The following is a 21736-nucleotide window of genomic DNA, read 5'->3' as shown; positions in this document are numbered from 1 at the left end:
GCATGGCGACAAGCAACGAGGAGCAACAGGTGACGCAAGACCAGTTTGGCAAGCCGGACCGGATGATTCCGGTGCGCAGCGTGTTCGGCATCGATTCCGGCCTGATGGTGCCGGCCTTCAGCCAGCGCGACGACCACGTGCCGGAGATCGATCCGGCCTACCGCTTCCAGCCCGAGGTGACGCTGGCGATCCTGTCCGGTTTTATGCGCGACCGGCGCGTGATGGTGCAGGGGCTGCACGGCAGCGGCAAATCGACCCATATCGAGCAGGTGGCCGCGCGGCTGAACTGGCCGTGCGTGCGCGTCAACCTCGACGGGCATATCAGCCGGCTCGACCTGGTCGGCAAGGATGCCATCGTGGTCCGTGACGGGCGCCAGGTGACCGAGTTCCAGGAAGGCATCGTGCCGTGGGCGTTGCAGCGGCCGGTGGCGCTGATCTTCGACGAGTACGACGCGGGCCGCCCCGATGTGATGTTCGTGATCCAGCGCATTCTGGAGCGCGACGGCAAGTTCACGCTGCTCGACCAGAACCGCGTGATCCGGCCGCACCCTTCTTTCCGGTTGTTTGCCACCTCCAATACCGTGGGGCTGGGCAACACCAACGGGCTCTACCACGGCACACAGCTTCTCAACCACGCGCAGATCGACCGCTGGAACGTGGTGGCCACGCTGGACTACCTGCCGCATGACGAGGAAGCCGGCATCGTGCTGGCGCGCGTGCCCGAGCTCGACAATGACGCCGGCCGCGCGCTGGTCGATGCGATGGTGGCGCTGGCGGGGCTGACGCGCCGCGGGTTTGCGGCGGGCGACGTGTCGGCGCTGATGTCGCCGCGCACGGTGATCAGCTGGGCCGAGAACTGCCAGATCTTCCACGATCCCGCGCTGGCGTTCCGCCTGACCTTCCTGAACAAGTGCGATGAAGCCGAGCGGCCGGTGGTGGCGGAGTACTACCAGCGTTGCTTCGGGCATCTGCCCGGCGAAGCCGCCGGCGCGTCCGCCGAGTCGGAGTCCGTGCGATGAGCGCCGCCGCGGCCGCGCAGCAATTGCGCCGGCGCCAGCGGCAGGATGAACTGTCCGGCGCCGCCGTGCGCGCGCTGACGGGCGACGCTGCGCTGCACTTCCGCGACGGGCAGCTTTGGCGCGCGATGCGCCCGGTGCCGCAGCATGCGCCGCACCTGCGTACCGATCCGGAAACCGATACTGCCACGTGCCTGCGCGGCGCCGCTGACGGCGCTGCGCTGCGCCAGGCGCATTCCGATGCCGCGCTGCATCGCCGGCTATGCCCCGCCGATCCGGTCGAGCGCCTGGTATTTGAACTGCTCGAGCAGCTGCGTTGCGAGACGCGCTTGCCGCGCGGCATGGCGGGCGTCGCGGCCAACCTGCGCCATCGCTTCATGGCGTGGTCGCGGGCGTTCCATCGTTCCGGCCTGACTGAAGGGCATCTCGGCATCCTGCTTTACACCGTAGCGCAAGTCGCATGGTCGCGACTGACCGGCGAGCCAGTGCTGGAAGAGACCGAAGACCTGATCGAAGCCACGCGCGCCAACATCGTGCCCGTGCTGGGCACATCGCTGGCCGGGCTGCGCGCGCATCGCCATGACCAGGCAGCGTTCGCCGTGCACGCGCTGGCATTCGCCCGAGCGGTGGCGGACATGGTCCGCACCGAAGCGCCGCGCGCAGGCGAGGACGATGACAGCGCCGCCTCGGCCGCGCGCGCCGGGTTTGCGCTGTGGCTCGATTTCGACGAACCGCCCGCGGAAGACTTCGCCCTCGCCGACAGCGGCCACAGCCGCGTACTGGCCGAGGCCACCGACGGCTACCGCGTCTTCACCACGCGCTACGACCGCGAGGTGCGCGCCGCCACGCTGGTGCGGCGCGCGCTGCTGGACGAGTACCGCACGCGGCTCGACGCCCGCATCGCCCGCGCCGGCGTCAACATCGCACGACTCGCGCGCCGGCTGCGCGCGGCGCTGGCGCAACCGCGCGTGGACGGCTCGTCCTTCGGCGAGGAAAGCGGCCGCATCGACGGCCGCCGCCTGGCGCAACTGGTCAGCTCGCCCGCCGAGCGCCGGCTCTTCCGCCGCGAAGCGCACAAGGCGCATGCCGATTGCGTGGTGGGCTTCCTGATCGACTGCTCCGGCTCGATGAAGGCGCAGGCCGAACCGCTGACCCTGCTGATCGACATGCTCACCCGCGCGCTCGACCAGGCCGGCGTCGCCACCGAGGTGCTCGGCTTCACCACCAACGCCTGGAACGGCGGCCGCGCCCGCGCCGACTGGCTGGCGCGCGGCGGGCCGGCGCATCCGGGCCGGCTCAACGAGACCTGCCATATGGTATTCAAGGATGCGCAGCGCAGCTGGCGCCGGGCCCGTACCGACATCGCCGCACTGCTCAAGGCCGACCTGTTCCGCGAAGGCGTGGATGGGGAGGCCGTTGAGTGGGCCTGCACGCGCCTGCACGCCACCGGCAAGGCGCGCCGCATCCTGCTGGTGGTGTCCGACGGCAGCCCGATGGATACCGCCACCGGGCAGGCCAATGACGCCTGCTATCTCGACAACCACCTGAAGGCGGTGGTGGCGCGGCATGCGGCGTTGCGGGACGTCGAAGTGCTGGGGTTGGGGGTGGGGCTGGATCTCAGTCCGTATTACCGGCATACGCTGGCGCTGGATTTGTCGCAGCCGGTGGATATGGCGATGCTGGATGAGGTGGCGGGGCTGGGGGTGCGGCGGCGGTGACGTAGCCGGCTCTGTCTGGTTTTGCACCATGTACGCGTTACGCGTACATTAACTGGAATTCGTACAAATTGTCGCAAGTGTAGGCGTATGATAATTGGATGTTGTACGCGTAACGCGTACACCCACGAACACCGCACGGATATTCAAGTGAATATTAAGACACTCGGTGCCGCCGATGCATTGCTGCAGGCGGCAGCCACCGCCTTCCGCGATGCCACAGCAATGCACGCCGAGCCGGCTTCGCCGATGCCGGATGCGGGCGGCTTTCTGCTGGACGGTGCGATGCGCTTCGACTTGGGGCAGGGGCGTACCTTCACCTTACCGGTCACGGCAAGGCGTTCGGTGGATCGTTTTTCCGTGGTGTCAGGTATCGCAGAATTGCAGGATCGGGTCGGGCAGAAGTTGCTGCTGGTCACCTCGCACGTGTCGCAGGAGATGGCGGAACGCCTGCGTAGCAATGACATTGCCTTTCTCGATACAGCAGGCAACGTTTCGTTGCGTTTGCCGGATGCGTTGCTCTACGTCGTGGGGCGCCGGCCGCTGGAGCGCGGGGTGCCGATGCAGCGTGCACGCACCGGTAGCCCGAAACAGCTGGAAGTCCTGTACGCCCTGATCGCCGATCCTGGTCTGGTAGCGGCCCCTTACCGCACCATCGCCGGCGCCGCTGGCGTTGCCCTGAGCACGGTCAACCTGGCGCTGGACGACTTACTGAATCGCGGCCTGCTGGCGGTCAGCCCGGATGGCAAGCGCCGCTTCAGCGACTGGGAGCGCGTCGTCGATGAATGGGCGGCGCTATACCCGCTGCGGCTCAAGCCCAGACTGGCATCACGGCGCTTTGCCGCGACCCGGCCCGACTGGTGGCATGCCATCGACCTGCGCCGGTACGATGCCGTCCTTGGCGGAGAGGCGGCCGCAGAGAAGCTCGCCCATAATCTGCGGGCCGAGCGCATCACGCTGTATGCGGGCTCGGTAACACCTCGCGAACTCCTGCTCGAAGCGAGGCTGAAAGCGGACCCTGACGGCGAAGTCGAGATCGTGCAGCGCTTCTGGCACGCTTCGTCCAGGCCTGTTGCCACGACCGCACCGGATGTCGCGCATCCCATTCTGGTGTATGCCGACCTGCTGGATACCGGGGAATCGCGCAATGTCGAGGCTGCGCGGCAGATAAGAGAGTTATACCTTGCCCATCCTTCTTGAACTCCCCGCGACACGGCCGCTTGACGCTGACAGCAAGTCCTTGCTGAGCGACCTGGATGCTGTCGCGCGCCAGCTTGGCGTCCGTTACTTCGTTGGCGGGGCGACTGCCAGGCAGGTCATCCTGGAGAACGTTTTCGGCAACCGGCCAGCCCGGCGCACGCAGGATATCGACATCGGCATCTGCATCGCAGACTGGGCGGAACATGAGGCGCTATGCCGGCAACTGGTAGCCACGGGCCGGTTCTGGTCGGTCAACAAGAACCCGCACAAGCTGACCTACCACCACGGCGGGGAGCGGGTGATGGTTCTCGACGTGATTCCTTTCGGCGACATCGAAAAGCCGGCTGCGAGCATCGCGTGGCCGCCAGCCATGGACACGATGATGAACGTTGCCGGATTCCGACAAGCCTTTGACGCCGCGATCCACATTGTTGTCGATCAAGACCTGGTCATACCGTTCGCATCGCTGCCCGGGCTGGCAATGCTCAAGCTCCTTGCGTGGTACGACCGCCATTGCGACGACCGGCGCGACGCTACCGATCTGCTGACGCTGCTATGCAGCTATGAAACCGCCGGCAACCAGGATCGCCTGTTCGGGCAGGAGGCTGGCCTGCTGGAGAAATACGACTTCGACCTTGACATCGCCGCAGCGGCCTTGCTGGCCCGCGACGCTGCTGCACTGGCTCGTGGGGCTGAAGCGGTGACGAAGCAGCTTGTTGTGATTCTCGGGGACGAGCGGGTCTTTAGCCTGTTGCTGGATCATATGGCGTTCGGCGACCGCCAGGCGGTCGCAGGTGACAGCATGGATCCACGGCGGGTACATCCGCGTATGCAGGCTTTTCGGGCAGAGTTTCTGCCGCTACTCAAATTGAAGCCATCGTAGGCCCAATACTGACGCGGCCGCCTGGCCTCCGCCGCCAGCCATCCTCAGCAGCCGCTCACCACCCCCATCACGCGCGCACCGCCTCCTTCGGCTGCCACGACACCGCAATGTCGCCATTGATAAAAGTCTGGCAGGCCAGCCGGAACCCGGCGGCCAGCTCGGCTTCCGCCAGCAGCTTCTTTTCCTTCGGCTTGACCGCGTCGGTGTGCTCGTGGCCCTTTTCGATGCGGCACTTGCAGGTGCCGCACAATCCGCCGCCGCACTTGAAGGGGATGCCGCCCTGATCGCGCAGCGACACGCGCAACAGGTTGCTGTTGGGCGGCGCGCTGACCGTCTTGCCGTGGTTGGTGAGGAAGGTGATCTGGATCATGGCGATGAATGTGTTGCGGAATGCGTCACGTGCGCGCGTGAGGGCCGGAGGATCAGCACCGCCCGCATACGGCGACCGGCGTGGGCACCAGGGCGATGTCCATGCTGCCGAAGCTGGCCAGTGCGCGTAGCGCGGCGCGGGCGGCCTCCAGCGTGGCGTACTTGTCGAGGAACTTGGTCGACACCAGATTGACGATGCCGAGCGGCGTTTCTTCCAGCACCCGCACCTTGGTGTCGGCGGCCAGTTCCGCGATGACAAAGTGCGCGGTGCGCTTGCCGTAGAAGACGTAGTCGTATGCCTCGACCGCGGTCATGCCCGCGGTGGGCTCGGTGCGGAACTGGCCCGGGCGGCTGGTGAGGAGGACGAACATGTCAGGCGTCCGCGCTGGCCGTGGCCAGGGTGGCGGCGGTGGCCGGCGCAGCCCCGGTCAGGTCGTCCTGCGCCAGCTCGATGTCGTGCTCGATCCAGAGCTGGCAGGCCAGCCGGTAGCCCTGTTCGAGCCGCTCGCCGAGCTGCTTCTTTTCCTTCCAGTTGGGCGGGGGCAGGTGTTCGGCGCCAGCGATCACGCGGCAGGCGCACTTGGAGCACTTGCCCATGCCGCACTCGTAGCGCAGGTTGGGATAGGGAAAATGCCGGATCCCGGCGCGAACGACCAGGTTGGTCTGGGACTTGACCTCGTCGACGAAGGTCTGGCCCTGCTTGTGGAAAGTGACTGTCGGCATCTTGCGGTTCCTGCCGGGTAGGGGCGCCCACCCGGCGTCAAGAGAAGTCGGGGAAATCTGTCGGGCCTGGCGGCGCATGCAGCCGCCTACGACCACAACACCATGGCGGCCACGGTGGAGCAGGCCAACCCGATCAGCACCGGGATCAGGAGCGCGCGCACCGCTTCCAGCACCGGCACCCGGGCGAAGCCGGCCACCGCGATCAGCGACGACCACGCCACCAGCGTGCCGCCGCCGGTCCAGACCGCGCCCATCTGGCCCACCGCGGCCAGTGTGGCGGGGTCGAAGCCGACCACCGGGCCGAGGGCGCCGGCCAGCGTGCCGGTCAGCGGCAGGCCCGCGAAACCGGAGCCGTCGATGCCGGTGATCATGCCGACGAGCAGCACCCCGAAGGCGACCAGCACGTGGTTGTCCGGGATCATGTGCTGGTAGGCCTGGATCAGTTCGAACAGCAGACTCGGCGCCTTGCCTGGCGGCAGGCCCAGGATCTGCGCGGCGGTTTCGCCGGCGCCGACGAAGAAGAAGCCCGCGATCGGCAGCACCGAGCCCATCGCCTTGAAGGCGAAGACGAAGCCGTCGGTGATGTGCTCCGGGCACACGTCGAGCATGCGGCGCGGGCCTTCGGCGGCCAGCGTCGCCAGCATCATCAGCACCGCCGCGACGCCGCCGACCAGCGCGGCCGCATCGCCGCCCTTGAGGTCCTGCACGCCGGTACCCAGCTTGGGCAGCACCATGACGGCGACCACCGCGAGGAAAGCAACGGGCGTCACGATCGCGAAGCATTTCGACCACTTCACCCGGCGCCGGGCCACCATCGACAGGCTTGCTTCGATATTGCTGTCGGTGGCCAGCGGCTCGGCGTGGGCGGTGCCCTTGGCGATCTCGGCCTTGTCGAAGGTGCCGCCGCCTTCCAGCGCCTCGGCGGTGCCGCCGGCGCGCGCCTGCCAGCGGTCGAGCAGGGTGCCGCAGGCGGGGACGATATGCTTGCGCATCGACAGGTAGGCCAGGCACAGCGCAATAGTGCCGGTGATGATCGACAGGGCCAGTGCGCGATCGGCCACCACCGCGGCGCTCACCGCCGCGCCGGCGGCCTTGGCACTGATGCCGGGTGCCACACCGATCACATAGTCGGACGACAGCGCCATGCCCTGGCCGGCGATGGCAATCGCCATCGCGCCCGCCAGCGGCGGCAGCCCCGCTGCGATGGCGGCCGGCAGCAGGATCGCGGAGACCAGCGGCACGGCAGGGGTCGGCCAGAAGAACAGCGAGATGACGTAGGTGATGCCCGCCAGGATAAAGAACGCCGAATGCCCGTTCTTCATCACCACGCGGAAGGGCTCGACCATGCGGATGTCGGAGCGCAGCGTCTTGAGCGCATTCAGCAGCGCCGTCATGAACGCGATCACCAGGAAGATATTGAACAGCTCCTTGGCGGCAACCAGGCTCGCGGAGAACACCCCGCCCAGCGCCGAGACCGGGCTGCCGGTAAGCGCAAACACGACCAGGGCGGTGCCGACGATGGAAGGGACGACAACATTGGCGCGCAGAATCATCGTCAGCACGATGACTGCTACCCCTGACAGATAGATCCAGTGCGCGGCACCGATCACGACTTGTTGTGACATGAAGACTCCCTGGGGGCGGAGGGGTTGTGGGGCCCCGGGTTCCGTACCAGTTCTGGAACCCAGTGTCGGTATACTATATTCCAGTGCGATCTCACGACAACAGGTTTTTCATCCGGACTTACGCCTATACCAGACTGGTGCAAGTCGCCCGAACGCCGCACTTTTATTGGGCCTGCGGCGGTGCGAAGCGTCCTTCAAGTGGTGCACAGATGGGTCAACAGGTTTGCCCGATTGCGCTGTGACATGTAGACTGTATACCGTTATCCAGCGACTTGCGGGAGGCGTGCCCCAAAGAGGTCGTCCGTCCGACGCGCTTCATTCGCGCCTTCCAAGCCGCTGTTCCGACCTGCCGCCATGACCTCTGCCTTGCCCGCCACCTTGCTCTCTCTGCTTCCCGCCGGACTCTCCGTCCCCACATATCTATGGATGGGGGCACTCATCCTCGTGGGCGCCTGCCTGCAAGGCGTGGGCGGAATCGGATTTGCGATGCTTTCGGCACCGCTGGGGGCAATCTTCTTCCCCGAACTCGTGCCGGGACCGCTGCTGGCGATGGGCTGCTGTCTCTCCTTGATGGGTGCGCTGCGTGAGCGGGAGGTGATCGCGTGGCGCATCGCAGGCTTTGCTCTAATCGGACGCGCGCTCGGCGGGGCGGCGGCGGTGCTGACCATGGCGTGGCTGGCGCCGGGCCCGCTGGGGGTGCTGTTCTCGGTGTCGATACTCGCCGCCGTGGCGCTGAGCCTGCTGGGCTGGCGCCTGCTGCCGACCTCGCCCAACGTGGCCATTGCCGGCACCCTGTCGGGCTTTATGGGAACGATCACGTCGGCCGGCGCGCCGCCGTTCGCGCTGGTCATGCAGCACATGGCGCCGGCGCCGATGCGCGCGACGATGGGTTGCATCCTGTCCGGCGGCGCGGTGCTGTCGCTCGCCATGCTGGCGATGGCCGGGCGCTTCGGTTTGCCGCAACTGGTGCTGGCGGCGGCCCTTGCGCCATTCCTGTTTGCGGGCTTCGCGCTGTCGAACCGGTTGCGCGGGCACGTTTCGCCCGGGGCGGTGCGCCGGCTGCTGCTGGGTCTTTGCGCTGCGGGGGCGCTCGGTGTGCTCGGCCGCACTGCCTTTTCGTGAGGCTCTGGCCCGCAGAGATCACTGTCTTTCCTGTCCCCATCCCAAACAGCGGAGTTCCCATGCAGCACATCACAGACGCGATGATCGATGCCCACGTCAGCCCGGAAGATGCCCGGCAAGTCATGGAAGCAGCGTTTTCCAGCTTCGCGCGCGGCGACGCCACGATGCAGGAGCGCATCCGCACCGAGGCGGGCGGCGTCAAGCTGTCCACGCTGGGCGCAGTGATCCCGCAGCAGGGCGTCGCGGGCGCCAAGGTCTACACCACCATCAATGGCCAGTTCTCCTTTGTCATCCTGATCTTCTCGGCCGACGACGGCCGTCCGCTCGCTTCGTTCGACGCCGGCGCCATCACGCGCCTGCGCACAGCCGCCTGTACCACGCTTGCGGCGCAGCGGCTGGCCCGGCCCGGCGCGCGCACGCTGGCGCTGTTCGGCGCCGGCACGCAGGGCGTGCAGCACGCGCGCCAGCTCAGCGCGACGCTCGGGCTGGAGCGCATCCTGGTGTCTGATCCGCATGCCGATGAAGGCATGCCGGCGCGGCTGTCGGCGCTGTGCGGCATTCCGGTCGCGCTGGCAGCGCCAGATGCTGCCGTGGCCGAGGCCGATATCGTCGTCACGGCGTCACGCGCGACCACGCCGCTGTTCGCGGGCGCGTCGATCCGGCCGGGCGCTTTCGTCGCCGCCATCGGCTCCAGCCTGCCGCATACGCGTGAACTGGACGACACCGCGCTGCGCCGCGCCGCCGCCGTGGTGGTCGAGTGGCGCCCGCAGTCCGTGCGCGAGGCCGGCGACATCGTGCTGGCCGATCCGCAGGCCCTTCCGCACGAGAAGATCGTCGAACTGGGCGACGTGGTGCTGGGCAAGGTGTCGCCGCGCCAGCGGGACGACGACATCGTGATTTACAAGTCAGTCGGCGTGGGGCTGGAAGACGTGGCGCTGGCGGGCTTCGCCTGGTCCCGCATCACTGGCGCGGCGGAGCGTCGCGCGGCCTGAGCGCCATCGCCCGGTTCCCAGCCGGGTAAACACTTACGTGATTAGTCAACGAAGTCCTTGTTGTCGCTGCCTTATTGTATATAGTATACAGCATGCAAGGGATGATCGATTTACGAAGCGACCCCGGCATCCAACCCACTCAATCGCCCCACATCGCCAACCAGGAGCCTCCGCCATGGCCGAACTGATGAACCGCGAAGAATTCCGTGCCGCCCTCGAAGAAGCCATCAAAGGCAAGAGCGCCAACAAGGCGCCGTTCAGCGTGGCCTGGGCCAGCGGCAAGCTGACCCGCGCCCATCTCGCACGCTGGGCCGAGAACCACTATCACTACGTCGGCCCGTTCGCGGATTACCTGGGCTACATCTACGCTCGCACCCCGGACCGCTATACCGAAGCCAAGGATTTCCTGCTCGCCAATATGTATGAGGAAGAGATCGGCGGCGACCGCCATACCGACCTGCTGATCCGCTTCGCCGAAGCCTGCGGCACCACCCGCGAGCGCGTGATCGACCCGGACAATATGTCGCCCACCACCCGTGGCCTGCAGAGCTGGTGCTACGCCGTGGCCATGCGTGAAGACCCCATCGTCGCGGTAGCCGGGCTGGTGGTCGGGCTGGAGTCGCAGGTGCCGTCGATCTACCGCAAGCAGACCCCCACGCTGCGCGACAAGTACCAGTTCACCGACGAGGAAGTCGAATTCTTCGACCTGCATATCGTCTCGGACGAGATCCACGGCGAGCGCGGCTACCAGATCGTGCTGGAGCACGCCAACACGCCGGAGCTGCAGCAGCGCTGCCTGAAGATCTGCGAGATCGGCGCCCAGATGCGGCTGCTGTATACGACGGCGCTCTATCACGACTACGTCGAGAAAGAACTGCCGCTGCCCGAACTCGACATGGCCGCCTGAGCGCCGCCGCGCAACCGGATCGACGATGACCGTATTCCTCAACCATATCGACGGCGAATGGACGGCCTGCCAGTCGGGCCGCACCTTCGACAACATCAACCCGGCCGACACCACCGATATCGTGGGCCGCTTCCAGGCGTCTTCCGCGGTGGACGCGCAGGCAGTCGTCGCCGCCGCGGCGGCTGCGTTCGCCGGCTGGAAAAAGACCCCGGTCGGCAAGCGCGCCGCCATCCTCAACCGCGCCGCCGACCATCTCGAGGCCAACGCCGACAGCATTGCCGCCGAGCTGACCCGCGAGGAAGGCAAGGCGCTGGCGCTGGCCCGCGACGAGGTGCTGCGCTCGGCCCAGACGCTGCGCTTCTATGCGGTGGAAGGGCAGACCTTCACCGGCGAGGTGTTCCCGAACGACGACCCCGACCAGCTTGTCTACAGCCAGCGCGAGCCGCTGGGCGTGGTGACGGTGATCGCGCCGTGGAATTTCCCGGTGTCGATCCCGGCCCGCAAGATCGCCCCGGCGCTGGTGACCGGCAACACGGTGGTGTTCAAGCCGTCGTCCGAGGCGCCGCTGTCGGGCTACCGGCTGGCCGAGGCGCTGGTCAAGGCCGGCCTGCCCAAGGGCGTGCTGAACTTCATCACCGGCAGCGCGGCCGAGATCGGCGCGGCCATCACCGAGGCGCCGGCCGTGCGGGCGATCTCGTTCACCGGCTCGTCGCGCGCCGGCGAGCAGATCCACCGCGCCGTGCCGCTGACCACGCGCACGCAGATGGAGCTGGGCGGCAAGAACCCGCTGATCGTGATGGAAGACGCCGACCTCGACCGCGCCGTCGACCTGACCATCAAGGGCGGCTTCTCGCTGTCGGGGCAGGCGTGCACCGGCACCAGCCGCGTGCTGGTGGCCGAGTCCGTCAAGGCGGCATACACCGAGCGGCTGCTGGCGAAGGTCGCCACCCTCAAGGTCGGCAGCGGCATGACGGCCGGGATGGACCTGGGGCCGCTGGCCTCGCACAAGCAACTGGAAACGGTGCTGCGTTATATCGATATCGGCAAGTCCGAGGCGACGCTGCTGTGTGGCGGCGCGCGCCTGAGCGGCGGCGACTTCGACAAGGGCCACTACGTGGCGCCGACGGTGTTCACCGACGTGACCCAGCAGATGCGGATCGCGCGCGAGGAGATCTTCGGGCCGGTGATCGCCATCCTGGGCTTCACGGACTACGCGGACGCCATCGCCAAGGCCAACGACACCGAGTACGGGCTGGCGGCGGCCATCGTCACCAGCAACCCGCGCTACATCCACCACTTCGCCACGGATATCGAGGCGGGCACGGTCAAGGTCAACCGCACCACCACCGGCAACCTGGTCAACGCGCCGTTCGGCGGGGTGAAGCGATCGAGCACCTCGACCTTCCGTGAGTCGGGCCGCACGGGGTTGGAGTTCTACACGCAGGTCAAGACGGTCTACCGGGGCGCCTGAGCCCGGCCGTCACAAGGAGTCAAAGAGACATGAAAAAAGCCATCAAGCTGGAACTGCGCGAAGCGCGCCATATGGTTGCTGCGGCGATCCGGCGCTCCGAGGAAATCGGCGTGCTGGAGTCGATCTGCGTGGTCGATGAGGGCGGCTACCCGCTCGCGCTCGAGCGCATGGACGGTGCCCGCATCACCGGGCCGCAGATCGCATGGAACAAAGCGTTCACGGCCGCGGGGCACAAGCGCTCCACGCACCTGTTCACCACGCCGCCCAACGGGCCGGCACTGCCAGGCAACGAGGCATTCGGCATCCAGTGGAGCTTCGAGGGCAAGTTCGCCGCGTTCGTAGGCGGCTTCCCGATCGTGGTCAACGACGAGGTGATCGGCGGCATCGGCCTGTCGGGCGGCAACGGCGAGCAGGACACGCAGGCCGGGCTGGCCGCGCTGCAGGCGCTGGCCGAGCTGCTGGCGCCGCAGGATTTGAAGGTGCTGGTGCAGGCCGATATCAAGAAGTAAGCAAGGCGGCCGGCCGCCTGCCACTATTCCGAACACGCGGAGGTTCCATGTCATACCGCATCCAGATCGCCGAGACGCAGCAGATCTTTTTTGTCGAACGCGGCGAGACCCTGCTGCAGGCCGCCGGGCGCGCCAGCATCGCCTTGCCGCACGACTGCCAGCTGGGTGGCTGCGGCACCTGCCGCATCCGCCTGCTCGACGGGCAGGTGCGGTATGACGAGGAACCGTTCGGCCTGGCCCCGGACGAGGCCGCCGCCGGATACGCCCTGGCCTGCCAGGCGCAGCCGCTGGGCGACCTGGTCATCAGCACAGCGCGCGAGGACGAGACGTGCGCCGAGCCCGCGCGTTATCGGGCGCTCGTGCAGGCAGTACGGCCGTTGTCGGCTGACGTCTTGCACATCGAGCTGGAAGTGCCGGACGCGGGAGCGCTCGACTATCGCCCAGGCCAGTACCTGAAGCTGCTGAGCGGAGACGGGCGCGCGCGCAGCTTCTCGATGGCGTCGGTGCCTCGCGACGGACGGGTCGACCTGCACGTGCGGCGCATCCCGGGCGGGGCCTTCACCGACGGCATCCTGCCGCGGATGAGGGCGGGCGATGCCATCGACGTCGAACTGCCGCTCGGCACCTTCTTCTACCGCGCCAGGGATTACCGGCCGCTGCTGATGGTGGCCACCGGCACCGGCCTGGCGCCGATCAAGGCGATCCTGGAATCGCTGATGGACGATCCCGACTGCCCGCCGGTGTCGCTCTACTGGGGCATGCGCCAGCCGGAAGACCTGTACCTGCACGCCGATATCCCTGCGTGGGGTGAACGGCTGTATGACTTCCAGTACGTGCCCGTGCTGTCCCGCGCAGGCGCTGGGTGGCAGGGGCGACGCGGCTACGTGCACGATGCGGCGCAGGCAGATCTCGGCGATCTGAGCGAGCATGCCATCTATTTGTGCGGTTCCCCCAACATGATTCGTGACGCACGCGCTGCTTTCCTGGCACGTGGGGCCAGTCTGGATCACATCTATGCGGACAGCTTTACCTTCCAGCATGATTGATAAGACATGGGTGTATACCGATGGAGGCTTGGTATACAATAACGCCAGCCTTTCCGCTTACGCCTCTGCCGACCCATGTCCCTCACTCCATCTCCTGCCGCGCCCGCCGAGCCGCTGAGCCTCGGTGCCAGCCACTCGCCGCTGTTCGCCCTTGTCACCGACAAGCTGCGCGAGGGCATCCTGAACGGCAAGTACGCCCCTGGCGAACGGTTGGTGGAGAACAAGCTGTCGGCGGAACTGGGCGTGTCGCGCATTCCGGTGCGCGAGGCGCTGCGCGCGCTGGCCAGCGAAGGGCTGGTGCTGATCGAGCCGCGCCGCGGCGCGTCGGTGGCCAGCCTGTCGCCGGTGATCGCCCGGGAAATGGTTGAGGTGCGCGCCACGCTGGAAGGCCTCAACGCCAAGCTGGCCGCGCAGCGCCGCGACCCCGCGCTGGTTGCCGAACTGGAGACCGTGCTGCGCCAGGGCATGGACGCGGCCGCGCAGGGCCGCGCGGATGAGCTGCTCGCCCTCAATACCCGCTTCCATGAAGTGCTCGGCACCATTGCCGCCAACAGCGTGCTGCAGGAAATGATGCGCTCACTGCGCGAGCGCACCGCCGTGCTGTTCGGTCCGGCCAACGTGGTGCGCGCGCGCCAGAACTGGGACGAGCACGCGCAGATCCTGCAGGCCGTGATCGCGGGGGATGCCGACCTTGCCGCGCTGCTGTCGGCGCGCCATGTCTACAGTGCCGCCAAGGCGGCCGACCTGCCGGTGGACGGGCAGGGCACGGCACAGGCGGCCTGAGGGCGTTGTTCCCGGACTGTTCGCAACCTGGTGCCTGATCGCTCCGGCCGGTTCCATTGAAATAAGCCTTCCCCGTATCGGCGCGGCGTACGCCGCGCCGGATGTCCGGCCGCGCCATCGCGCGCCGACACCTTAGTTCCCTGCCAGCCTCTTCGTTGCATGCCCGGCAATTGGGCGTTGCGTGCCCCGTCATGACGCATTGCACCAACATGTGTATACTGTAGGCATTCTAGATCAATAGGGATTTACCATGCAGTCGCCCGAGCAACGCTATCTCTCGCAACCCGTCGGCCAGCAACTGCTGCGCCACTTTGCCGTGCGCGATGCCGTCCGCCATGCCACGCCGCTGCTGCCGCTGCGCCTGCGCGATATCGGCCGCTTCCTCCTGGCCCTTGGCGGGCGCGCGCCGCGCCGTGGCCATCCAGCCTGATTGACACGGCGGCGCCATCGCGCCGCCGCGGCCTCCCGGCGCGTCCTGCCCGCCGACTACTCCCCCCAGCTGTCCACTACCGCTGCGCTGTCCAGCGCGCCGGCACGCGCCATATTCGTCTTGCTCTCTGCGCAAGAGTGAATATAGTATACCAACGCAAGCGCAGCACTTCCCGAAGCCTGTCCTATACGCTCCCACCGCGTCCCATTGCTGGCGCGGATAACGACAAGGAATCAACGTGAACCTGCCCGACCGGAGTGCCGGCGGTTTTCCGCCGCTATGGGAGGTGGCACAGCAGCTCGCTGCCGGCCAGGTCTCTTCGGTGGAACTGGTGGACGCCTGCGAGGCGGCCTGGCGTGACTGGCACGGCGCCATCAATGCGCTGGTGCTGTCGGACTTTGGCGCCGCCCGCGCCGCCGCACTGGAAAGCGACCGGCGCCGCAGGGCGGGGCAGTCGCGCGGCATGTTCGATGGCGTGCCGTTTTCGGTCAAGGAATCGTTCGACGTCGCCGGCTGGCCGACCACTTGCGGCAATCCGGCCTTGCAAGACCGCGCGGCCCAGCGCGACGCCGTAGTGGTGCAGCGCCTGCGCGAGGCCGGCGCCGTGCTGCTTGGCAAGACCAATGTCCCGCTCGGCCTGCGCGACTGGCAGAGCTACAACGCCATCTACGGCACGACCCGCAATCCGCACGATCCGTCGCGCACGCCGGGCGGCTCGTCTGGCGGCAGCGCGGCGGCGGTGTGCGCCGGCTTGTCGTATTTCGATGTCGGATCCGATATCGGCTCCTCGCTGCGCAACCCGGCCCACTACTGCGGCATCTTCTCGCTCAAGCCCAGCCATGGACTGGTGCCGCTGGCCGGCCACGGCACCGGCCCGGCCCGCTTCGGCGAACAGGACATCAACGTAGCCGGCCCGCTGGCACGCAGCGCGCGGGACCTCGAACCGGTGCTGCGCGCCATCGCCGGTCCCGACGGCGACGATGCGCTCGCGTACCGCCTCGACCTGCCAGCTTGCCCGCACCGCCGGCTGGGTGACTTCCGCGTCGCCGTGCTGCCCACCCATGCGCAGGCCGAAGTCGACGGCGAGGTCGCTGCGCAGATCGAACAGCTCGGCCACTGGTTGGCCGGGCAGGGCGCCCGCGTGGACTGGCACGTGCGGCCTGACTTTGACGCCGCCGAACTGTGGCACGTCTACGTGACCCTGCTGCGGGCGACCACCGCGGTGCACATGGACGACGCCGCTTATGCCGATGCGCTGGCCCACAGCGCCGCCGCTGCCGCGGACGACCATTCCTATGCCACCCTCCAGTACACCGGCGCGACGCTGAGCCACCGTGACTGGCTGCGCCTGCAAGCCCCCCGCGAGCGCTTTGCCGCGGCCTGGCGTCGCTTCTTCTCGGCCTATGACGTGCTGCTGTGCCCCGCCGCGGCCACCACGGCCTTCGCGCTGAACGTAGCTGACGAGCCCTGGCAACGGAGCATCACCGTCAACGGCCGCGCGCAGCCGATGACCACACAGCTGTTCTGGGCCGGACACTCCGGACTGTGCGGTCTGCCTTCGGCGGTCGCGCCCATCGGGCCCGGCACCAGTGGCCTGCCGGTCGGCGTGCAGATTGTTGCCGGCCGCTACCAGGACCTTACCGCCCTGCGCTTCGCCAGCCTGCTGGAAGACGCGGGCCACAACTACCGGCCCCCGCCGCGGCCGCCCACTTTGCCGGCGGACCACCACAACTAAGACACAAGACCACAGGGAGGAAGCATGTTCGACTGGTTCCGAGAATTGTCGCGCATGGAGCGCAAGGGCTTTTATGGCGCGTTCCTGGGGCATGCGGTCGATGTATTCGACTTCATGATCTATTCGTTCCTCATCTCCACGTTGCTGGGGCAATGGGGCATGAGCAAATCGACGGCCGGTGCCATCGTCACCTGGACGCTGGTGTCGTCGCTGGTGGGTGCGATCGGGGCTGGCATCCTGGCCGACCGCTACGGGCGGGTGCGGGTGCTGCGCTGGACCATCGTGGTGTTCGCGGTGGCCTGCTTCCTGTGCGGGCTGGCGCAGTCGCCGGAGCAACTGATGCTGTTCCGCATGATCCAGGGCCTGGGGTTTGGCGGCGAGTCGTCGCTGTGCATGGTGCTGGTGACGGAGATGATCCGCAACCCGGCCCATCGCGGCAAATACTCTGGCTTTACCGCCAGCAGCTACTCCTTCGGCTGGGGCGCGGCGGCCATCGTGTACGCCATCGCCTTCAGCGTGCTGCCGGCCGAGACGGCGTGGCGGGTCTGCTTCTTCCTCGGCATCCTGCCGGCGCTGGTGGTGGTCTACCTGCGCCGCAACCTGGAGGAGCCGGAGATCTTCCTGCAGAGCCGGGCAGCGGGCCGGCAGGGGTCGGCGCTGGCGGGGCTCGGCCGGCTGTTCCGCGGGGCGCTGTTGCCCAAGACGCTGCTGTGCAGCCTGCTTTCCGGCGGGATGCTGGGCGCGTACTACGCCATCGCTACGTGGTTGCCGACCTTCCTCAAGACCGAACGTGGCCTGTCGGTATTCGGCACCAGTTCGTACCTGGCGGTGACCATCATCGGGTCCTTGATCGGGTATGTGGCAGGCGCCTATGCCACCGATCGCTGGGGGCGGCGGATGACCTATATCGTCTTCGCGGCCGGGGCATTCGTGATCGCGCTGATCTACATGGTGATCCCGGTGTCGAACACGTCGATGCTGCTCCTCGGCTTCCCGCTCGGCATCCTGATGCAGGGCGTCTTCTCGGGCATCGGGGCGACGATCTCGGAGTCTTATCCCAACGATATCCGGGCGACGGGCTATGGCGTGTCGTATAACGCCGGCCGCGTGATCGGCTCGCTGTTCCCGCTGTCGGTCGGGTGGCTGAGCACGGGCCAGACCTCGCTGCCGATCGCGATCGCCATCGTGGCGGGGGTCGGCTATGCGATGGTCGTGGTCGCCGCGGTGCTGCTGCCCGAGACCACGGGCATGGATCTCGGGCAGGCCGGCGGCGGCGGGGAGGAGGAAGCCGCACCGCTGGCGCGGCCGGCGGGGACGGTCGCCTGAGGGCGTTGGGGGTAAGGGCGCAACGGGGTGCCCTTACCGCACCCACCCCGAAATCGCTGGCAACATCAGGCTGACCCCGATCCCGATCAACACCCCGAACGCCACGCGCCGGGTCGTGGTTGGCGAAAACGGCGGCGGAAAACGCCGCCCCAGCAGGGTGGCGATCACCACCACCGGCACCCCGACCGCGGCCTGCAGCCAGATCGTGGCATCCAGTTGCCCCTGCCACGCCGAGAACAGCGTGCGCACGGTGGAGGTCACGGTAAAGACCAGGATCAGCGCGCAGCGGATTTCCACCGGCTTCATCGGCTGCCGGTAGAACTGGAAGATCAGCGGCGGCCCGGACACGCCGAACATGCCGCTCAGCAGCCCGCCGAACACCCCGCTCATGAAGAAGCTGCCGTCGCCCGAGCGGCGCGGCAGCGGGTCGGGCTTGAACGCGGCGCTCAGGCCGCCGTACAGGATCACCGCGCCCAGCAGCAACTGCAGCAGCGTGGCGGCGCTGGAACTCAGGTAGTCCAGCACCAGCACGCCAACCAGCACCGACGGCAGGATGCCGATGGCGGCGGCGCCCACGGCGCGCCAGTCGATATGCTGGAACTTGCCGGGCAGCGCGCAGGCGCTGTTGGCCAGCGTGACCAGGCTCACCACCGCGGCCACGGTGGCCACCGGCGCCAGGCCCAGCCCGCTGGTGGCGCCCATTACGATCATGCCCAGGCCAAAGCCGGTCACCGTCTGGAAATAGGTGCCGGCGCCGAGCAGGGCCTGCAGGCCCAGCAGCGGCAACAACAATTCTGCTTTCATGCCGCCGCCTGCTCGCCCTTGCTGGCCTGTTCCGCGGTGGCTTGCGCCTGGACCACGGTGACGGCAATGACATGGAACACGTCGTCGGCGCTGCAACCGCGCGACAGGTCGTTGGCGGGCTTGCTGAGCCCTTGCAGCATCGGCCCGATGGCCTTGGCCCCGCCCACGCGTTCAGCGAGCTTGTAGCCGATATTGCCGGCCTCCAGGTTCGGGAACACCAGCACATTGGCGCGGCCGTTCACCTGCGAATGCGCGACCTTGCGCGCGGCGATTTCAGCCACGATGGCGGCATCGAGCTGCACATCGCCATCGATGGCCAGCGCAGGGCGCTGCGCGCGCACGCGCTCGGTGGCGGCGACTACTTTGTCCACCGCGGCGTGGCAGGCGCTGCCGCTGGTCGAGAACGACAGCATTGCCACTCGCGGTTCGTCCATCAGCAGCGCGCGGGCGCTGTCGGCGGCGGCGATGGCGATGTCAGCGAGCGCGTCGGCGTCCGGGTCCACCACCAGGCCGCAGTCGGAGAAGATCAGCCCGCCCTTGAGCGTATGGAAGGGCTCGCACAGCATCATCAGGAAGAAGCTCGACACCAGCCGGAAACCCGGCGCCAGCCCGATCAGCTGGATCGCGTTGCGCACCACGTTGGCCGTGGTGTGGTCGGCGCCCGCCACCGAGCCGTCGGCGTGGCCGAGGCGCACCATCAGGTTGGCAAAGCACAAGGGGTCCAGCACCGCGCGTTTGGCTTCGTCCAGCGTCATGCCTTTCTTCTGGCGCAGGGCAAAGAGCTGCTGTGCGAAGGAGGGCGTCAGCGCCGAGGTCGATGGATCGACCAGCGTCACGCCCGTCAGCTCGATGCCGTGGATGGCCGCGGCGGCGTTGATCTGGCGGGTGTTGCCGACCAGCACGATGTGGGCGATGCCTTCCTGCGTGGCGCGTTGCGCGGCCTGCAGGATGCGGGGGTCTTCGGCCTCGCACAGCACGATGCGGCGGGGGGCGGCGCGGGCGCGGTCGATGATGCGGAGGATGGGCTTCATGGTCTTCTTTCAGAAATGAAGAAAAGGGCCGAAGCCCTTGCTATGCCGGTGGTTTGCTCCCCTCTCCCGCCTGCGGGAGAGGGGCCGGGGGAGAGGGCAGGCCTTCGCTATGCCGAGGGCCTCGCTTCGTGGACACACCGGCCCTCTCTCCCCAACCCTCTCCCGCAAGCGGGAGAGGGAGCACACAGTCAGCTTGCGAGATGCAACAGCCTGGTCAGACGTAGTCCTTGTACTTGTCCAGGTAACGCACCGGCTTAGCCAATGCATCGCGGCGGAACGGATCCCCCAGTTCACGCGTGCACATGATCTCGATGATCGTGGTCTTGCCATGATTCATCTGCAGGTCGATGGCACGCTTCAGCGTCGGGCCGACATCTTCCAGCCGATCCACCACGATGCCTTCCGCACCCATCGCCTTGGCGATGTCGGCAAAGCTCTGGTTGTCGAGTTCGCCCGCCACAAAGCGCCGGTTGTAGAAGTCCACCTGGTTCTTCTTCTCCGCGCCCCACTGGCGGTTGTGGAACACCACCGCGGTCACCGGGATGTTGTGGCGCACGCAGGTCATGGTTTCCATCAGGCTCATGCCCCAGGCGCCGTCACCGGCGTACGACACGGCCGGACGGTGCGGTGCCGCCACCTTGGCGCCGATGATGGTCGGGAAGGCGTAGCCGCAGTTGCCCCAGCTCATCGCCGCAAAGAAGCTGCGCGGCTTTTCGAAGCGCAGGTAGCTGTTGGCCACCGAGTTGATGTTGCCGATGTCGGTGGACACCATCACGTCTTCCGGCATGGCCTTTTCCAGCTCGCGCAGCACCTGGCGCGGATGAAGGTAATGGCCGCCGGTGGGCGTGCGTTCCTGCTTCTGCTCTTCGATCATGTCCAGGCTGTACGGGTCGCGCTCATGCGTCCAGTCGTCCAGCTCCTTCTCCCACGCGGCCTTCTCGCTGGCGATGTCGGTGGCGCGGGCGTCGCGGGTGGCGTCGCAGGCCAGCGTGCGGCCGGTCAGGCGCTGAGTCAGCGCGACCGCGGCGGCCTTGGCGTCGCCGCAGATGCCCACCGAGATCTTCTTCACCAGGCCCAGCATCTTGTGGTCGGCGTCGATCTGGATGATCTTGGCGTTCTTGGGCCAGTAGTCCATGCCGTGCTGCGGCAGCGTGCCGAACGGTCCCAGGCGCGAGCCCAGCGCGATCACCACGTCGGCGCGCGAGATCAGCTTCATGGCAGCCTTCGAGCCCTGGTAGCCCAGCGGGCCGCACCACAGCGGGTGGCTGGCGGGGAACGAGTCGTTGTGCAGGTAGCTGTTGACCACCGGGGCGCCCAGGCGCTCGGCCAGTGCCTTGCATTCTTCCACCGCATCAGCCATCACCACGCCGCCACCCGAGATGATCACCGGGAACTTCGCATTGGCCAGCAACTCGGCGGCTTCGTTCAGGCTGTCGTCGCCGCCGGGGCCGCGGTCGAGGCGGCGCGGCTGCGGGATCTCGGCGTTGATCTTGCCGTAGAAGTGGTCGCGCGGGATGTTGAGCTGGGTCGGGCCCATCTCGGCCATGGCGCGGTCGAAGCAGCGCGCGGTGAACTCGGCCATGCGCGCCGGGTTGGTGACGTGGCCCTGGTACTTGGTGAACTCCTGGAACATCGGCAGCTGGTTGGCTTCCTGGAAGCCGCCCAGGCCGATGCCCATGGTGCCGGCCTCGGGCGTGACGATCACCACCGGGCTGTGGGCCCAGTAGGCGGCGGCGATCGAGGTCACGCAGTTGGAGATGCCCGGGCCGTTCTGGCCGATCACCACGCCGTGGCGGCCCGACACACGGGCGTAACCGTCGGCCATATGGCCGGCGCCCTGCTCGTGCACCACCGGGATCAGGCGGATGCCGGCCGGCGCGAAGATGTCCATCGCATCCATGAAGGCCGAACCCATGATGCCGAACATGTCGGTCACGCCATTGGCGGCCAGCGTTTCGACAAAGGCTTCGGACGGGGTCATGGTCTGCGGGCCGGCCGGGAGCTGGCTCTCCTTCGCGGCGGCCGAGCCACCGGAAACGGCGGGATTCG

At 67.5% G+C, this 21736-nt stretch carries 21 protein-coding genes; 14 read left to right on the top strand and 7 right to left on the bottom strand.

The genetic code is table 11. The features are described 5' to 3' along the window. Positions 1–2 precede the first annotated feature (2 nt). The 4 genes from K307_RS16080 to K307_RS16065 all read left to right on the top strand — a co-directional run bounded on the left by K307_RS16080 (position 3) and on the right by K307_RS16065 (position 4814). On the top strand, positions 3–1019 hold the full coding sequence (locus K307_RS16080) for an AAA family ATPase (RefSeq protein ID WP_042879548.1): 1017 nt from the start codon (positions 3–5) through the stop codon (positions 1017–1019). Continuing rightward, positions 1016–2734: a cobaltochelatase CobT-related protein gene (locus K307_RS16075; RefSeq protein WP_042879547.1), complete on the top strand. Its 1719-nt coding sequence runs from the start codon at positions 1016–1018 to the stop codon at positions 2732–2734. The genes K307_RS16080 and K307_RS16075 overlap by 4 nt, the downstream gene beginning before the upstream one ends. A gap of 180 nt (positions 2735–2914) precedes the next feature. Further along, positions 2915–3931: a type IV toxin-antitoxin system AbiEi family antitoxin gene (locus K307_RS16070; RefSeq protein ID WP_196251553.1), complete on the top strand. Its 1017-nt coding sequence runs from the start codon at positions 2915–2917 to the stop codon at positions 3929–3931. After that, positions 3915–4814 carry a nucleotidyl transferase AbiEii/AbiGii toxin family protein gene (locus tag K307_RS16065; RefSeq protein ID WP_155301163.1) on the top strand — a complete coding sequence of 300 codons (900 nt, stop codon included), beginning with the start codon at positions 3915–3917 and terminating at the stop codon, positions 4812–4814. The genes K307_RS16070 and K307_RS16065 overlap by 17 nt, the downstream gene beginning before the upstream one ends. 67 nt (positions 4815–4881) lie before the next feature. Here the strand turns inward: K307_RS16065 and K307_RS16060 are convergent, their stop codons facing one another. The 4 genes from K307_RS16060 to K307_RS16045 all read right to left on the bottom strand — a co-directional run bounded on the left by K307_RS16060 (position 4882) and on the right by K307_RS16045 (position 7531). Beyond that, the gene (locus tag K307_RS16060) at positions 4882–5184 is read right to left on the bottom strand and encodes a 2Fe-2S iron-sulfur cluster-binding protein (protein ID WP_042879544.1); all 303 of its coding nucleotides are present in this window, start codon (positions 5182–5184) and stop codon (positions 4882–4884) included. 52 nt (positions 5185–5236) lie between these two features. After that, positions 5237–5554 carry a hypothetical protein gene (locus K307_RS16055; protein WP_042879543.1) on the bottom strand — a complete coding sequence of 106 codons (318 nt, stop codon included), beginning with the start codon at positions 5552–5554 and terminating at the stop codon, positions 5237–5239. Position 5555: 1 nt separating this feature from the next. After that, complete coding sequence (locus tag K307_RS16050; RefSeq protein WP_042879540.1) at positions 5556–5906, bottom strand: 2Fe-2S iron-sulfur cluster-binding protein; 351 nt, start codon at positions 5904–5906, stop codon at positions 5556–5558. A gap of 86 nt (positions 5907–5992) precedes the next feature. Next, positions 5993–7531 carry a hypothetical protein gene (locus tag K307_RS16045; RefSeq protein WP_042879538.1) on the bottom strand — a complete coding sequence of 513 codons (1539 nt, stop codon included), beginning with the start codon at positions 7529–7531 and terminating at the stop codon, positions 5993–5995. Positions 7532–7957: 426 nt separating this feature from the next. Between K307_RS16045 and K307_RS16040 the strand changes: the two genes are divergently transcribed. From K307_RS16040 to K307_RS15995, 10 genes are all read left to right on the top strand, one after another. Continuing rightward, positions 7958–8653 carry a sulfite exporter TauE/SafE family protein gene (locus K307_RS16040; RefSeq protein WP_051974926.1) on the top strand — a complete coding sequence of 232 codons (696 nt, stop codon included), beginning with the start codon at positions 7958–7960 and terminating at the stop codon, positions 8651–8653. A gap of 59 nt (positions 8654–8712) precedes the next feature. Beyond that, positions 8713–9645 (top strand): ornithine cyclodeaminase family protein, encoded by a 933-nt coding sequence (locus tag K307_RS16035; protein ID WP_042879536.1) that lies wholly within the window; start codon positions 8713–8715, stop codon positions 9643–9645. Between the two features lie 175 nt (positions 9646–9820). Then, a complete protein-coding gene (locus K307_RS16030; protein WP_013953477.1) occupies positions 9821–10552 on the top strand; it encodes a TenA family transcriptional regulator in 732 nt (243 codons plus the stop codon). Positions 10553–10577: 25 nt separating this feature from the next. After that, a complete protein-coding gene (locus K307_RS16025; RefSeq protein WP_042879534.1) occupies positions 10578–12023 on the top strand; it encodes an aldehyde dehydrogenase family protein in 1446 nt (481 codons plus the stop codon). Between the two features lie 29 nt (positions 12024–12052). Continuing rightward, positions 12053–12532: a GlcG/HbpS family heme-binding protein gene (locus K307_RS16020; protein ID WP_013953475.1), complete on the top strand. Its 480-nt coding sequence runs from the start codon at positions 12053–12055 to the stop codon at positions 12530–12532. Between the two features lie 47 nt (positions 12533–12579). Further along, positions 12580–13578 (top strand): 2Fe-2S iron-sulfur cluster-binding protein, encoded by a 999-nt coding sequence (locus K307_RS16015; protein ID WP_042879531.1) that lies wholly within the window; start codon positions 12580–12582, stop codon positions 13576–13578. Between the two features lie 75 nt (positions 13579–13653). Continuing rightward, positions 13654–14361: a GntR family transcriptional regulator gene (locus K307_RS16010; protein WP_042879529.1), complete on the top strand. Its 708-nt coding sequence runs from the start codon at positions 13654–13656 to the stop codon at positions 14359–14361. 250 nt (positions 14362–14611) lie between these two features. Then, positions 14612–14791, top strand: a complete 180-nt coding sequence (locus tag K307_RS16005; protein ID WP_042879527.1) for a hypothetical protein — start codon at positions 14612–14614, stop codon at positions 14789–14791. Between the two features lie 238 nt (positions 14792–15029). Further along, the gene (locus tag K307_RS16000) at positions 15030–16526 is read left to right on the top strand and encodes an amidase (RefSeq protein ID WP_042879525.1); all 1497 of its coding nucleotides are present in this window, start codon (positions 15030–15032) and stop codon (positions 16524–16526) included. Between the two features lie 24 nt (positions 16527–16550). Then, positions 16551–17852: an MFS transporter gene (locus tag K307_RS15995; RefSeq protein ID WP_042879522.1), complete on the top strand. Its 1302-nt coding sequence runs from the start codon at positions 16551–16553 to the stop codon at positions 17850–17852. A 33-nt stretch (positions 17853–17885) separates the two neighbouring features. Here K307_RS15995 and K307_RS15990 read toward each other — a convergent pair whose 3' ends face one another. The 3 genes from K307_RS15990 to xsc all read right to left on the bottom strand — a co-directional run bounded on the left by K307_RS15990 (position 17886) and on the right by xsc (position 21668). Further along, a complete protein-coding gene (locus tag K307_RS15990) occupies positions 17886–18656 on the bottom strand; it encodes a sulfite exporter TauE/SafE family protein (RefSeq protein WP_042879521.1) in 771 nt (256 codons plus the stop codon). Continuing rightward, entirely contained in the window at positions 18653–19687 is a 1035-nt protein-coding gene (gene pta / locus K307_RS15985; RefSeq protein ID WP_042879519.1) for a phosphate acetyltransferase, read from the bottom strand. Before pta ends, K307_RS15990 begins: the two co-directional genes overlap by 4 nt. Before the next feature lie 214 nt (positions 19688–19901). Next, entirely contained in the window at positions 19902–21668 is a 1767-nt protein-coding gene (gene xsc, locus K307_RS15980) for a sulfoacetaldehyde acetyltransferase (RefSeq protein ID WP_042882151.1), read from the bottom strand. Positions 21669–21736 lie beyond the last annotated feature (68 nt).

The organism is Cupriavidus necator A5-1 (genome assembly GCF_000744095.1).
Taxonomy (GTDB): domain Bacteria; phylum Pseudomonadota; class Gammaproteobacteria; order Burkholderiales; family Burkholderiaceae; genus Cupriavidus; species Cupriavidus necator_A.
The sequence above is the reverse complement of the archived record's forward strand: the minus strand, read 5'-3'. Positions and strand labels throughout refer to the sequence as shown.